Source organism: Pseudonocardia charpentierae (assembly GCF_031845345.1).
Taxonomy (GTDB): Bacteria; Actinomycetota; Actinomycetes; order Mycobacteriales; family Pseudonocardiaceae; genus Pseudonocardia; species Pseudonocardia charpentierae.
In genome coordinates this window covers 22,180-35,863 of record NZ_JAVREJ010000030.1, presented here as the reverse complement: position 1 = coordinate 35,863, position 13,684 = coordinate 22,180, and the positions used below count along the sequence as shown (strand labels likewise).

At 69.5% G+C, this 13,684-nt stretch carries 8 protein-coding genes, 2 tRNA genes and 1 pseudogene; 4 read left to right on the top strand and 7 right to left on the bottom strand.

All coding sequences use genetic code 11. The features are described 5' to 3' along the window. Positions 1-237 precede the first annotated feature (237 nt). Positions 238-500: pseudogene (locus tag RM445_RS28070) on the top strand (transposase family protein); the annotation flags it as partial. 180 nt (positions 501-680) lie between these two features. Here RM445_RS28070 and RM445_RS28065 read toward each other — a convergent pair. Continuing rightward, positions 681-1,271: a hypothetical protein gene (locus tag RM445_RS28065; RefSeq protein WP_311559882.1), complete on the bottom strand. Its 591-nt coding sequence runs from the start codon at positions 1,269-1,271 to the stop codon at positions 681-683. Between the two features lie 112 nt (positions 1,272-1,383). Between RM445_RS28065 and RM445_RS28060 the strand changes: the two genes are divergently transcribed. Then, the gene (locus RM445_RS28060; RefSeq protein ID WP_311559881.1) at positions 1,384-5,841 is read left to right on the top strand and encodes a CHAT domain-containing protein; all 4,458 of its coding nucleotides are present in this window, start codon (positions 1,384-1,386) and stop codon (positions 5,839-5,841) included. Between the two features lie 727 nt (positions 5,842-6,568). On the opposite strand, the gene RM445_RS28055 is transcribed toward RM445_RS28060, so the two are convergent. The 4 genes from RM445_RS28055 to orn all read right to left on the bottom strand — a co-directional run bounded on the left by RM445_RS28055 (position 6,569) and on the right by orn (position 8,792). Continuing rightward, positions 6,569-7,858: a site-specific integrase gene (locus RM445_RS28055; protein WP_311559880.1), complete on the bottom strand. Its 1,290-nt coding sequence runs from the start codon at positions 7,856-7,858 to the stop codon at positions 6,569-6,571. A gap of 37 nt (positions 7,859-7,895) precedes the next feature. Further along, positions 7,896-7,971, bottom strand: a tRNA-Lys gene (locus RM445_RS28050). A 78-nt stretch (positions 7,972-8,049) separates the two neighbouring features. Further along, positions 8,050-8,122 (bottom strand) — tRNA-His (locus RM445_RS28045). A 37-nt stretch (positions 8,123-8,159) separates the two neighbouring features. After that, a complete protein-coding gene (gene orn / locus RM445_RS28040) occupies positions 8,160-8,792 on the bottom strand; it encodes an oligoribonuclease (RefSeq protein ID WP_311559879.1) in 633 nt (210 codons plus the stop codon). 31 nt (positions 8,793-8,823) lie between these two features. Here orn and RM445_RS28035 point away from each other — a divergent pair, with 31 nt between their 5' ends. Further along, entirely contained in the window at positions 8,824-10,404 is a 1,581-nt protein-coding gene (locus tag RM445_RS28035) for a helicase HerA-like domain-containing protein (RefSeq protein WP_311559878.1), read from the top strand. Positions 10,405-10,512: 108 nt separating this feature from the next. Then, the gene (locus RM445_RS28030) at positions 10,513-11,052 is read left to right on the top strand and encodes a hypothetical protein (RefSeq protein WP_311559877.1); all 540 of its coding nucleotides are present in this window, start codon (positions 10,513-10,515) and stop codon (positions 11,050-11,052) included. Between the two features lie 508 nt (positions 11,053-11,560). On the opposite strand, the gene RM445_RS28025 is transcribed toward RM445_RS28030, so the two are convergent. Together RM445_RS28025 and RM445_RS28020 are read right to left on the bottom strand one after the other, a co-directional pair. Next, on the bottom strand, positions 11,561-13,087 hold the full coding sequence (locus RM445_RS28025) for a PH domain-containing protein (RefSeq protein ID WP_311559876.1): 1,527 nt from the start codon (positions 13,085-13,087) through the stop codon (positions 11,561-11,563). Beyond that, entirely contained in the window at positions 13,084-13,596 is a 513-nt protein-coding gene (locus RM445_RS28020) for a PH domain-containing protein (RefSeq protein WP_311559875.1), read from the bottom strand. Before RM445_RS28020 ends, RM445_RS28025 begins: the two co-directional genes overlap by 4 nt. Positions 13,597-13,684: the final 88 nt, after the last annotated feature.

Genomic DNA, 13,684 nt, shown 5'->3' with positions numbered 1-13,684 from the left:
GTCCTCGATTTCGAGCGATCCGGGGACGATAAGCCCTGACGCGGAGGAGGTCGGCGGCGCGGAACAGGCCCCGAACGAAAAACCGCGTCTGTCCCTCGCAGCCGTCGGCGCAGTGAGGCTTTGCCAACCTGATGTTCGAGCAAGTCAACTGGCGTGCGGCGTGGCGTGACCACGAATGAGTGAAGCTCCTGGTAAACGGGCGGTTGCTGACCAGAACGTCCGACCAGGAGCTTCAAGGTGCTGTCCTACCCGTCTGGGATGACCGTGTCCACTCGCGCGCTGGGCATGCTCGCTGATGCGCTGCGCCGCCCACGCCGAGAGCGGGCGACCCGCTGGCGCAAGCTGTCGGCCGGCCGCCAGGCCTTGCTCGTGGTCGCCCATCTGCGTAAGGGCGAGACGTATGCCGACTGGCCTGCGGGTTCCGGATCGGGACCTCGACGGTGTACTGGAATCTGCGCGAGGGGATCGGGCTGCTCGCCGCGCTGGGCCCGACCCTGTCGGGGTGGTGCGGGACGGATCGCTCCAGTTGGGGGGTGACGGTTGTTAGCCTGTTCTGCGGTTGCGGGTGAAACCGTAGGCCTTGAACCAGACATGCCGGACGACCTGCATAAACAAGCCTGACCCGGCCGCATCAGGTTAAAGATCAAGCTTAGCCACGATCGCGCAGTGAACGTTCTGGATCAGCTGCGCGACCCGAGAATGGAGATGACGGCAACGGTGAGCGCCAGGGCCCCTGTCACCTGCAAAACAGCCGCGGCGAAGACGAGTTTCGCCTTGCGCTGAGTCAACTTGTGAGTCGTCTCCCACAGCTTCAGCCTGGTCGCAGCGATCTTCGCGACCGGATTGTCGGATGCGTCCCCCCATCGCTCCCATAGCTCGGAGCGCAGGCAGTGCGGCCTCAGTCCCCACCCCCGCGACGGCGCGTTCGCGACGCCGGCGCAGGCGGCCGCCGCGACGAACAGGACTGCAGCCGTCGCTGCGCCCGCGAAGGCAAGGCCGGGCAGCAATGCTTGCTGCACGCGGGTCACCAGCGCCGCGAGCGCCAGCAGGAGAGTGACAAGTGTGCCGGAGCTGGTCACGACAGCCAGTGCCCGCGTTTCCATGCCGCTGTTGCGCTTTTCCTCCGCCTCCAGGAGATCCTTGAGGAACGCGTCGTACTCCGCGCCGGGCCTGGACGGCTCCGCGGTATCTCCGCGCCAGATTCCGGCGGCGTCGGAACAGAACTCGACAGCACTGGGCGAGATTTGCTGCGTGGTCGGGTAGTCGGTCATGAGCATCCCTTTCGCACGTGAGCCCAATGGTCTCAGTTGTCTCGACCGATGCTCACTGTCACCATGGGCAGAACGAGACGGAGGGGGAGTGGTGGAGCCTACGCTGGCCACAGTGGTCGCGACCATCCAGAGGAAGTTCGGGCAACGGGTACTCTCCCTCGCGCCGAATGCCGGGTACGTCCTGGACGGGACGACCAACGGACCGGACAGTGAACTGCGTGTCCTCGACCTCTCCGGCGCCCTCCAGGCGTCGTGCTCGGTGCCGGGTCGCCTGGTCAAGGCCGAGCTGGCACCGGACGCCGATGCCGTCCTCGTGCTGACGGAGGACGACAAGAAGCGCAGGCGGGTGCTGATGCTCCGCCTCGACCTGGCCGAGGGGCTGCTGGTCGGTAACGAGCCCGACTGCCCGGCCGCCGCGGCGCCGGACGACGTCGCGTGGTTGCCGGACGGCTGCGCATTCGTCGTCGGCGATCGGGGTGATTACGCCGCCTTTGCGATCGCTCGCCGACTCGGCGAGCCATGGTCCGAGGTGAATCTACCGGCGGCGTTCCACGGAGGGGTGTGGGAAGTCCACTGCGAAAGCGACTGCCTGGTCCTCACCACCGTTCTTGATGGGAAGCGTGATGACTCCGGTGAGATTATTGATCGGCAGAGATCTTACGTCAGCACTTGGGCCGTGACTCCGGACGGACCGACGCCCTTGGTCGCCGACCGTCCGATGCTCGCTGTTCCCGGCATCGAGGGGTACCTGGCGAGTGCGGACGGTCGCCACCTGTCGCGCCACTTCAGCGACGAAGCCACCGGCTCAAGGACCAGCGTCTGGGCAGCTGGATCACCGCCCCGGCAGTTCGACATTCCGGGCGTGTTGAACCTCGCGATCGGCCGTGACTGCTTGGCGGCCTCGGGCCCCAGAAACCTCATCCACGTGTATCGCCTGACGTCTGAAGGTCCAGTTTCGTGGGGCCCCGGCTGGCGGCTTGGCGTATACGACCTGCTAGAGGAGGTATTCTTCGCGAACGGTCGCGAGGCCACCTACATGGTCGTGTCATTCTCTCACCGAACGCAGGTCCTTCAGCTCAACGATCCAGATATTTTGGACACCTACGTCGGTAATGCGACCCGTCGGCAAGCGGCCGTGCGCGCCTTAGGGAAGCGACAACGTGCCGACGCGGTACCTCACCTCACGCGCCTGGTGCCGCTGCACTGGAACGTCGACGTCCCTGCCGTGGCGTGGGCTCTTGGTTTGATCGGCACCGACGAAGCAGTCGACGGACTTCTCGCCATGGATCCTGATGTTCCCGAGGTGCAAGAGGCGTTGCGGATGATCGACGCTAGCCAAGCGCAAGCGGCAGTGCGACGAGGCCTCGCCGGAGACAGCCGCGAGGCGTTGCGGGGTGCTACGGCGCTGCTCGTCCGGCGACCGGACGTGCCGGCGACCGCGGAGCTCTGCACCCTGCTTGCGGATGGTGAGCCACGGATTCGGGCGATGGCTGCCGAAGCGCTGGCGGCTCGGGCCGACCCTGCAGCCCTGCCGGCGCTCATCGCTGCCCTCAGCGACTCCAACGAGGCGACGGTGCGGCATGCTTCCACAGCGGTCTTGGCCGTCGACGCGGAGCAGGTGCTCGAGGTCGTGCAGTCATGGCTCGCCCGCCGCCGACGCAAGCCGTTGCGGGACGCCGCGGCAGTGCTCGTCCGGCGACCGGACGTGCCGGCGACCGTGGAGCTTCGGACCCTGCTCGCCGATCGGGACGCAGGGATCCGGGCGATGGCTGCCGAGGCGCTGGCGGGCCGGGCCGACCCTGCAGCGTTGCCCGATCTCATCGCCGCGCTCGCCGACTCCGACAAGCGGACAGCGCAGCACGCATGGACCGGCATCCTGGCCGCGATGCCCGCCGCTTCCCTGACGGATGGTCCGACGGCGCATGGAACCGTCGAAGCGGCCATCAGGTTCGCTGCCTACGTTCGCAGGACCGGATGTAGCGACACCACCCATGTGACGGCTCCGGAGGGTGGCCGGCTCCTCCGGGCCATCGCCGCAGCTCTGGTTGACGACGAGCAGTCGGCCGATCGCGTCCTCAACGCGCTCAAGGACCTCGGGCACAGCGATCGACATGCGCCGACCGCCATGACGATTTCTCTGCTCGCCGCCGAATCCCTCGTCGAGCGCGCCCACCGCGAGAAGGCCATCTCCTTCTTCAGCCAGGCCGCCGAGCAGGCCGCACTGGTCGGATCGGCCGAGGTGGAGTGGCGTGCGCGGGCCGCAATCGGTGACGCCCTCGCTGCGTCGCGACGCTGGCGACAGGCACACCTGCACTACAGCGCCGCCGAGCGAGTCATCGATCGAATGTGGGCAGCCCTGCTCGGCGACCTCGACGACCGCAACTTCTTTCGGGACAAGGCGCACCTCTACGAGCAGGCGATGCTGTGCCGGCTACGGCTGGGCTCGACCGCGAGCGCGCTCGAGACGCTCGAGCGGGCGAAGACCCGATTTCTCGGCGACCTGATCGCCCGACGGCACGCCCGGCCGGTGCACGGGCTCGCTCGAGTCGACGAGGAGTTCTGGCGCGCAACCGGTCGGCGCCGGCCAGTCGTCTTCAGCCGCAACTCCGACAGCGTGAGCGAAGGCGACGACCTGGAGATCATCGACGTGGCTCTCGGGGAGCCCGCGAACGACGACGGTGTGCTGCCGGCCGCGCTCGCCGAGTTGGCGGACACGACGAATGACACCTACCAAGCCATGATGATGGCCTTAGACCTCTGGTCAGTCGTGGCGATGCTCCAGCGCGGCGAGTACGAGGATGAGCGCGCAGACGCCGTGCGCGACGTGCTTCTGGAGGTTGACGCCGCAATGGCCGAATTGCGGGCGGCGGCCGATGAAGTGCCGCGAACCGACGGCCGTGCCGCGGCACGACGCTACGATCAGGTCGCCACGGCGCTGGACGATCTGCGGCAACGCGATCCGGCTGCATCCGACGATGGCTCGGCAGAGCCAGGTTGGGCGCTGCGGGAGTTGCGGGGGTGGGTGGTGCCTTACCTCGATGGGGCGCAGGAATACGTCCCACTCGTGGAGGCCCTGCAGGAAGCAGCGCGATTCCCCGCGGGGCGCACCCACGTCCGCGCAGTGCGGGGATCCGAGACCGCGGAGCGCGTGGTGTTGAGCCAGCGTCGAAACGGCCCGTTGCCCGTCTTCACCGCAGCCACTCCCTCGGACGAGCAGGCGGCCGACGGCGACATCCACCCGACAGCCACGTCAGCCCTCTCCGTGGTCACCATCGCCCGCTGGCGCTACGTGCGGCAGATTGCCCGCGGCGAGACGGTCGGGGTGCGAGAAGCCGCAGGGTTGCTGGCCGGCTGGCCCGGCACCGCACTGCTGGAGTATGCCGTCACGAAGTCCGGGGCCGTCGTTTACGTCATGGTGCCGGACGCGGTTGTCGATTCGGAGCCACTACCCGACCTTTCCGGCTGGTACGGGCCTGCGGTGTTCACCATTTCGGACGTGACGAGCCAGGATCTGGAGAATCGGATTTATGGACCGCGAGGCTGGATGAAGCGGTACGAGGGCCGTCGGTCCGACCCCGTCGCCTGGCAGGAGGCGACCGACCAGCTGCTGCAGTGGCTTTACGGCGAACTGTTCGAGCCGATACGTAGGTGGTTGCTCGACAGAGACATCCGTCGCCTGCTCGTGGTTCCGCACCGCGGGCTCCATCTGCTACCTCTCAATGCCTGGTTCACGACGAGGTGGGGGCGACGCAGCTATGTCGGTGACACATTCGACGTGTCATTCTCGCCGAGCCTGACACTTCTCGACATCTGTCGAAATCGCATCGATGAGGCCACTCAAGCCGGTTCCGGCGGCCGCCTGCCCCTTGCGCTGCTCGATCCTACGTCCAACCTGCCGTACACGCGGCTCGATGCCCTCGCCATCCGTCCGGAGCCGTCACCGACGGACATACTTGCCGGGAGCGACGCCACCCTCGGCCGATGGGCGGAACGCGCCGCTAACGCGGATCCCTGCCACTACGCCGGCCACGCGGAGTACCTTCGCGCCGACCCCCTCGGCTCACGAGTGGAACTGAGAGACGGCGCCCTAACTCTCGGGCGCATGTTCGACGGCGAGGTGCCCGTCGCGCCCGGCGCGACCGTGGTCCTTTCGGGATGCGAAACGGCAATGACCGATTATGGAGACGTGGCGGACGAATACCTCGGTATCGCCAGCGGATTCCTCTTCGCCGGCAGCGCAGCCGTGCTTAGCACACAGTGGGCTGTAGCGGAGGGAGCGGCCGCGCTCCTCATTGCGGGCTACTACGCCAACCTGCGCCGAACCGATCCCTCAGCGGCCTTGGCAATCGCCCAACGTCGGCTTCGCCGCGCATCCCGAAGGGACCTGATCCGTCTCCTCGACAACACTCGGGATCTTGACAGGCTCGGCCTTCTTGGCGCGCGTACGCGCGCGCATCTGGAGGATGCACGGCAGGGGGCTCGGCAGGTCCGCCTGGACTACTCACATCCGGTCTTCTGGGCGGCCTATACCATCACCGGCCTGCATGCTCGATCGTCACCGAACTCGTAGTCGACCAACGGGTTCTGCTCGGTGATCTCGAATCGACCGACGAGGCGTCACCCGGGATCGCGGTTGTCGGCCCCCGACGACGGCGACGGCCGCACGGCGGTTTGCGGCGCGGGCGCTCGCGCTGATCCGCTTCACCCATCAGCCACGGCCCCGCGCCCCGAGCCGGGCATCCCCGTCGCGCTCGGGCGTTGCCAGTCGGGTCTAGCAAGTCCACCTACCTGGGGTTCGGGTAACGATCTTTACCGCGGTCAGCTTGCTCGACCGGCTCCTGCACCACGCCAACGTCGTGGGTCACCGACGGCGAGTCCTACCGCATGCGCGAAGCCAAAACTCGGCGGGGCCCAGCCACCAGAAGAAGCTGATCAACCCGAGGGTTGGAGACATCTACTGGCCACCAGCGGGGACCGCAACTTGGCCGTTGACACGGTCCATCTCACTGCGCCGGCCGTAGAGCGGGCCACGGTCGGCACGAGGCAGCCGCGGCGAGAACTGTCGACGTGTTGGCCCAACGCGAGCCGACTGCCCGCCGGAGCCGTGGCATCACATGTGGCGCGAACAAGCGTCGCCTGCTGTTGCTCGCGGCAACGCCGGAGCGCCTTTTCGTGGCCGTCGACGCAGGTAGAGGCCACAGCCTACGCCGAACGGTTGCCTTCCAAGCTAATGACGGGATCCCGAGGTCGATCATCCAAGAGCCTCGTGCCCTACGGCTTCCGCCGAGCTGTACAAGTCACCGCAGCGCGGCGTCCAGAAAGACCGCAGCGTCGGGGTGCAGCTCCCCACGGCTGACGTACGTGTCCTTGAGGAACTTCGCCTGCCCCATGAGGTCGGCCTTCGCGCGGTCGGTCAGGCTCATCTCGTCGTCGAGAATGGTGGCGTAGGTGCGGCGCCACGTGTGAGGCGTCATCCAGTCCAGGTCGACCTTCTCCCGCAGGACTCGGACGCTGCGGCGGACGTTGGAGGGCCAGCGGTAGGTCGGCTGCCCGTTGCGGCCGGCCGAGGCGAACACGGGCCAGGCGGGGTCATCGTCGGCGTGTAGCCGTGCCCGCAGTTGTGTTACAACGAACTGGGGCAGCGGAACGATCCGCAGCGCGGTCGAGGTCTTGCCGCCGTGCACGACCAGGCCCTTGCCCTTGACCGGGTAGACGTTCTGTCGAACCGCGACGACGGGCACGAGGCGCATGTCTTTCTCGCTGACGACGGGGATGCCGTCGAGGTCGAGGTCCATCCAGCGCACCGCGCAGATCTCGCCGATGCGCAGCCCGGAGCCGAGGGCGAAGCGGATGAGGTCCGGCATGTCGGCCCGCACGGCCGTCTTGTCGGCGTCGACGCAGACGAGCAGACGTCGGCGTTCTTCGGCCGTCAGGCCGCGTGGAGGCGCCTTCTTGTGGCCCTTGGGCGACTCGATGCGCTCCAGGTCGCGGACCGGGTTGGTGGCAACGGCGTGGTGAAGCACGGCCTGTTGCATGATGCCGCCGACGATGGCGCGCACCATCCGACGCGTGTTGGCAGCAAGCTGTGGTTTCTCGATCGTCGAGCCGTCGGCCTGCTGAACGAGCTTCCGTGCGCGCTCCAGGCGCGAGAAGAAAGCGTCGAGGTGCGCGACGTCGCATTCGACCAGGCGCAGTTCGCCGAGCTGGGGAAGCACCTGGTTGCGGAGGCAGCTCGCGTAGGTGTCCGCGGTCGAGTCTTCCCGGCGCTCGCGGATCTTGCCCATCCAGATGTCGGCCGCCTCGCGGAACCGGGACTCAGGCCGCAGGACCTCGGCGCGCTCGCCGCGTTGGGCCCGTAGCTCGTCCTGAAGCGCGAGCCGCGCGGCTGTCTTCGACTTGCCCGACTTTTGGATGTGACGGGTCACGCCATCGAACCCGCGGACGCGGCAACGGGCCACCCAGTGATCACGTTTGGGGGCGATGGAGATCGAGCCGTGCTCGCCGAGCGGCAGGGGAGGACGGGCCATCGTGTCCCTCCTGGAGAGGGTTTCCGCGGGGTTACCGTGGGCTTCGATCTCCAGAGACACTAGCAGGCCAGAGCAACAACGCTCTGGCCTGCAAGTTTGGTGCGCCGCGAGGGAATCGAACCCCCAACCCGCTGATTAAGAGTCAGCTGCTCTGCCTATTGAGCTAGCGGCGCTCGTCCTGCGCCCGTCCGCTCGGCGCCCTCGGAACGTTACCAGCTGTTCCGATCGTGCCGGGCGGCCGGGGCCGGCCGGGTGAGTGACGGGACTTGAACCCGCGACTTCCTGGACCACAACCAGGTGCTCTACCAGCTGAGCTACACCCACCATTGTTCACCGGCCGGAGCCGGCGACGAAGTTGAGCTTACCGTGCCTGGTCGGCGTGTCCGACCGGGGGAGGGGCAGGGGCCAGCGAGGCGGCGACGGCCTGGGCCTCCTCGCTCGTCGGGCCGGGCGGGGCGACGAAGAGGGTGCGCCGGTAGTAGTCGAGCTCGCGGATCGACTCCTGGATGTCGGCGAGCGCGCGGTGCGCCAGCCCCTTCTCCGGCTTGGCGTAGAAGACGCGCGGGAACCAGCGCCTGCACAGCTCCTTGATCGAGCTGACGTCGACCATCCGATAGTGCAGGTGGGCGTCGAGTTCCGGCATGTCCCGAGCGAGGAACCCGCGGTCGGTGGCGATCGAGTTGCCGGCGAGAGGGGTGGTGCGGGGGTCGGGCACGTGCTCGCGGATGTAGGCGAGCACCTGCTCCTCGGCTTCGCGCAGGGTCACGGTCGACCGCCGGACCTCCTCGGTCAGCCCCGAGCGCGCGTGCATGTCGCGGACGACGTCCGGCATCCCGGCGAGCAAAGGCTCGTCGGCGTGGATGACGAGATCGACGCCCTCGCCGAGCACGCGGAGATCGCCGTCGGTCACCAGCGCAGCGATCTCGATGAGCGCATCGCGCTGCAGGTCCAGGCCGGTCATCTCGCAGTCGATCCACACCAGACGGTCGTTCACCCGGCCAGCCTATTCGCTAGGCTCCGACGTCGTGGCAGACGACACGGGGCAGACTCCGGCGCAGCGCATCGCAGCCGGTTACGCGGTCGAGGGTGGCGCCCTGGAACTGGGTACCGTCGTCGTCGACGGGCAGGTCGATGCGGAGGCGCGGGTGCGGATCCCGCTCGCGATGCTCAACCGGCACGGCCTCGTGGCGGGCGCGACCGGTACCGGCAAGACGAAGACGCTGCAGGCGCTGGCGGGGCAGCTGTCGGACGCCGGCGTGCCGGTGTTCCTGGCCGACGTCAAGGGCGACCTGTCCGGGATGGCGCGGCCGGGCGAGGAAAACGCCCGCGTCCAGACGCGCGTGAAGGACACCGGCGACGACTGGACGCCCACGGCGTACCCCGTCGAGTTCCTCTCCCTCGGCGGCAAGAGCAGCGCGACTCCCATCCGCGCGACGCTCACCCAGTTCGGTCCGATCCTGCTGAGCAAGGTCCTCGACCTCAACGACACGCAGGAGTCGACCCTCGGGCTGATCTTCCACTGGGCCGACCAGCGCAAATTGCCGCTGCTCGACACCAAGGACCTGCGCGCCGTCATCCAGCACCTCACCTCGGACGAGGGGAAGGCGGACCTCAAGGGCATCGGCGGCGTGTCGTCCGCGACGGCCGGGGTCATCCTGCGCGCGCTGGTGAACCTCGAGGCCGCGGGCGGCGACGACTTCTTCGGCGAGCCCGAGTTCGACCCCGCGGACCTGATGCGGCAGGTCGACGGCAAGGGCGTCGTCACCCTTCTCGAGCTGGCCGACCAGGCCGGCAACCCGCGGCTGTTCTCCACCTTCCTCATGTGGCTGCTCGCCGAGCTGTTCGAGGACCTGCCCGAGGCGGGCGACCTCGACAAGCCCAAGCTCGTGTTCTTCTTCGACGAGGCGCACCTGCTGTTCACCGACGCGTCGAAGGCCTTCAAGGAGCGGATCGAGCAGACGGTCAAGCTCATCCGGTCCAAGGGCATCGGCGTGTTCTTCTGCACCCAGCTGCCCACCGACATCCCGAACGCCGTGCTCAGCCAGCTCGGCGCCCGCGTCCAGCACGCCCTGCGCGCGTTCACCCCCGAGGACCAGGCAGCGCTGGCGAAGACCGTCAAGACCTACCCGAACACCAAGGACTACGACATCGAGGAGGCGCTCACCTCGCTGGGCACCGGCGAGGCGATCGTCACCGTGCTGTCTGAGCGCGGGGCGCCGACACCCGTGGCGTGGACCCGGATCCGGGCGCCGCGGTCGATGATGGCCGCGATGCCCACCGCCGACGTGACCGCGGCCGCGCAGGCGTCGCCGCTGCACGGGAAGTACGGCACGACGGTCGACCGCGAGTCGGCCTACGAGCGGCTGACGGCGCGGATCGCGGAGCCGGAACCCACCCCGGAGCCGCAGTACGTGCCGCCGCCTCCCGCCTACGAGCCCGAGCCGCCGCGCGAGCGGGAGGAGCCGGGGTTCTTCGAGAAGGCGTTCGACTCACCGGTCGTCAAGTCGTTCCTGCGGTCGGCCGCGACACAGCTGGGTCGCGAGGTGACGCGTGGGATCTTCGGCACGCGGACGCGCACCACCAGCCGGACCCGCAGGCGCAGCTGACGCGATGGTTCATGGCGGCGCCGGACAAGGGTGAGTAGCGACTACGGATTCGCCCGCGCCGGCGCCGCGCTGCAATCTGCCCATGTCCTTCTACATGGGGTGGCGACGATGATCCGCCCGTCGCCGTGGCCGGAGCTCGACCGGCTCGCTCGTTTCGTCCGCGCCTCCGACTCGCTCGCCGACACGCTCGCTGCCTGGACCGGGCGTGGGCTCGCCGTCGAGGTCATGAACCGCGTCGACGGCGTCTGTCCGGACCCGCTGGTCGCCGACTTGCTCGCGCTGTACGACGGCGCGCGCGTGCAGGACCGGGTGGTGCTCATGCGGTGCGGCGACGTCGTCGTGGCCGCAGCTCGGTCATGGGTGGCGGCCGATTCACCGGCCCTGACGCCCGCGGTCCGAAAAGAGCTCCGGAGCGGCGCCGACCTCGGTGACCTGCTGCGGCCGCTGAGCCACCGGCGGGTGGCCGTGCAGGTGGCGGCGACTCGGGAGCGGGCCACCGGCGATCTCACGACGCCGGTGCTCACCGTGCAGGCCCGGCTGGACGTCGGGGGCACTCCGGTCGCCTGGTCCGATGAGACGATCTTCGAAGCGGTGTTCGCGAACGACGGCCGGACTGCCCGCCGCGGACCACTGAGGATCGCGGCGTGATGGCCGGCACGATTCTCACCCTGCTCGGGGTCGCGGTGACGTTCGCGGCCGGCGTGGGCTACGCGGGCGACACCCTCCGCGGACGCGTGCAGCCCAACCGCGTCACCTGGTTCGTCAGCGGTGTGACGGCGTGGATCGCGTGTGCGGGGCAGGTCGTCCAGGGCGTGGTGCTCGGCGCGGTGCTCACGTTCGCGGTCGCCGTCGTGCCGACCTTGATCGTGGCCGCCTCGCTCGTCAACCGCGACGCCTACTGGCGGACGACCCGGCTCGACGTGGTGTGCCTGGCTCTGGCCGGCACGGCGGTGCTGGTGCTGCTGACCTCCTCGGGTGACCTCGCCATCGCGATGGGCATCACGGCTCGTTGCCTCGGCGGGGTGCCGACGGTGGTCAAGGCGTGGCGGGCGCCGCGCACGGAGCAGACCACCGTCTACGCGGCCGGAGTGTTCGGCGCGGTGTGCACGCTGGTGGCGGCGCCGACGTGGACGTTCCGGACGGTCGGGTTCGCCCTCTATTTCTTGGTGTTCTGCAGCGTCATGACCGTGCTCGTCCGCATGGGCGCACTGCGGAACGGCGCGAACAGGTCCCGGGTCACGGCGTCGGCGAGCGCGACGGCGTCGTCCGGGGCGACGTCGAGCACGAGGTAACCGCCGCGTCCGGCCGCCGTGACCGCCTCCGCGGTGACGACCCCCGCGCGCCGCTGGAAGATGCTCTGCCGGAACGTCCAGCCGATCACGCCCTCGCGCTGCAGGGCGACGGTGCTGCGGCGCAGACCGCCGATGCGGGTGACGAGGTGCCGGGCGGTCAGCGCGTGCCCGAGCCCGCGGTAGCGGTCGACGGCCAGCCAGACCGCCGCGGGGAGCAGCACCAGCGACGTGACTCCGGCACCGGCCCACCACGGATCGACGAGCCAGGCGCCGGCCACGAGCGCCGCCGCCGGCAGCACCGCCCGGGTGAGCCGGCGGCGGAACGCGGCCCGCGGATGGCGACGGAGCGGGGCCCGTGTCACCTCGGCGGGATCGGCGCGCAGGGCGGCCGCGGCCACCCGGTGCGTCTCGGCGCGGGGAGCCGGGGGAGCGAGGGCGCCGCTCCCGCCATCCCGGAGGCCGGTCGACAGAGCCCGGGCCTGCGCGCCGCGACCGGCCCGCAGCAACAGCGGCTCGGTGATCTCGGCTCCGCGGAGCCGCTCGTGCGACACCGAGAGCGACCGCTTCGTGAGCAGGCCGTGCCGCACCCGCAGCGATCCGTCGGGCTCGCGGGTGAGCCGGTAGCCGTACCAGCGTTCGGCGAACAGCACGACCGCGCCGACGACCGCGACGACGAGCAGCGCCGCTCCGGCCAGGCCGATCCCGACCCAGAGCGGTGCCATGGCGACGCTGCGCGCCGCGTCGGCGACGACCCCGACGTCGCGCGGGTCCACACCGGCCTCGACCAGCAGGTTGAACACCGCCCCGCCGAGGGCGCCGACGCCCGCCAGCGCGGAGAACGTCAACGGGGCGAACCGCAGCCAGGCCCAGTCGAGCCGGGCGATCTCCACGGACGGCTGTTCCGACGGCGTGGCGGCGACGGAGGCGCGGTCGAGCAGCACCCGCCGCAGACGTTCGGCCTCTGCCGTGGTGACGGCGTCGAGGTCCATGCGGGCCGAGCGGTCCAGACCCGACGACGCTCCGGTCGCCGACCCGACTTGGACGACGCTCAAGCCGAAGATCCGGTGCAGCAGCGAAGCATTGAGATCGACGGTGCGGATCCGGTCGCGCGGCACCGAGCGTCGCTCCCGGCGCAGCCACCCGGTGTGCAGCTCGACCCGCTCGTCCGTGATCCGGTAGCGGGTGGTCCGCCAGCGGAGCACGCCGGCGAGCACGACGACGGCGGCGCCGCCGACCGCGAACCAGACCTGGGTGAGGTTGCCGGAGCGGCCGGTGAGCAGTACGACGAGCAGGAAGGGGAGCAGCTGCATCAGGTTTTTGACCGGCCCGACCACGAGCATGCGCGGATCGAGGCGCCGCCATGCCTCGTTGAGCGGGGCAGTGTCGGTCACGTGGCGTCGCCCGACGTCGCGTGGGTGGTCTCGGTGAGAACGCGGGCCAGTTCGGCGGCGTCGTCGGCGGCGAGCCCGCGGATGCGCACGGCACCGCGGGCCGACGCGGTCGTGACGGTGACGTCGGCGAGCCCGAGCAGCTGCTGCAGGGGCCCGCGTGCGGTGTCGACGGTTTGCACCCGCGAGATCGGCGCGATCCGCCACTCGCGGACGAGCCAGCCGTGCAGCGTGTAGACCGCGCGGTCGGTGATCTCCCAGCGCGAGATGCGGTAGAGCCACGGGGGGACGGCGGCGACGTAGGCGGCGCCGACGACGACGATGGCGACGAGCAACGCGACGGTCCAGGTCGTGCCGATCACGAGGAACAGGGCGAGTGCGGGCACGGCGAGCACCAGCAGCCCTGCTGCGGCCCGGATCCGCCACCACGTGACGGCCCGCGGGTGGACGCGGTGCGCGGGCGGCCGCAGGGGCAGCTCGGGCAGCGGGGCGGCCACCACGTCGGGGTGCATGGGTCCACTCTGCCCCGAGCGGCCTCTCGGGGGTGTCAGGAAGGCCACCTTCAGGGCGGGAGACGTCGTGAAGGTGGCCTTCCAGGCG

What these genes read in the sequence shown, in the direction of transcription:
- RM445_RS28030 (WP_311559877.1), top strand. Translation starts at nt 10,513, where the DNA reads ATGATCCGCCCGTCGCCGTGGCCGGAGCTCGACCGGCTCGCTCGTTTC.
- RM445_RS28020 (WP_311559875.1), bottom strand. Translation starts at nt 13,596, where the DNA reads ATGCACCCCGACGTGGTGGCCGCCCCGCTGCCCGAGCTGCCCCTGCGG.
- RM445_RS28065 (WP_311559882.1), bottom strand. Translation starts at nt 1,271, where the DNA reads ATGACCGACTACCCGACCACGCAGCAAATCTCGCCCAGTGCTGTCGAG.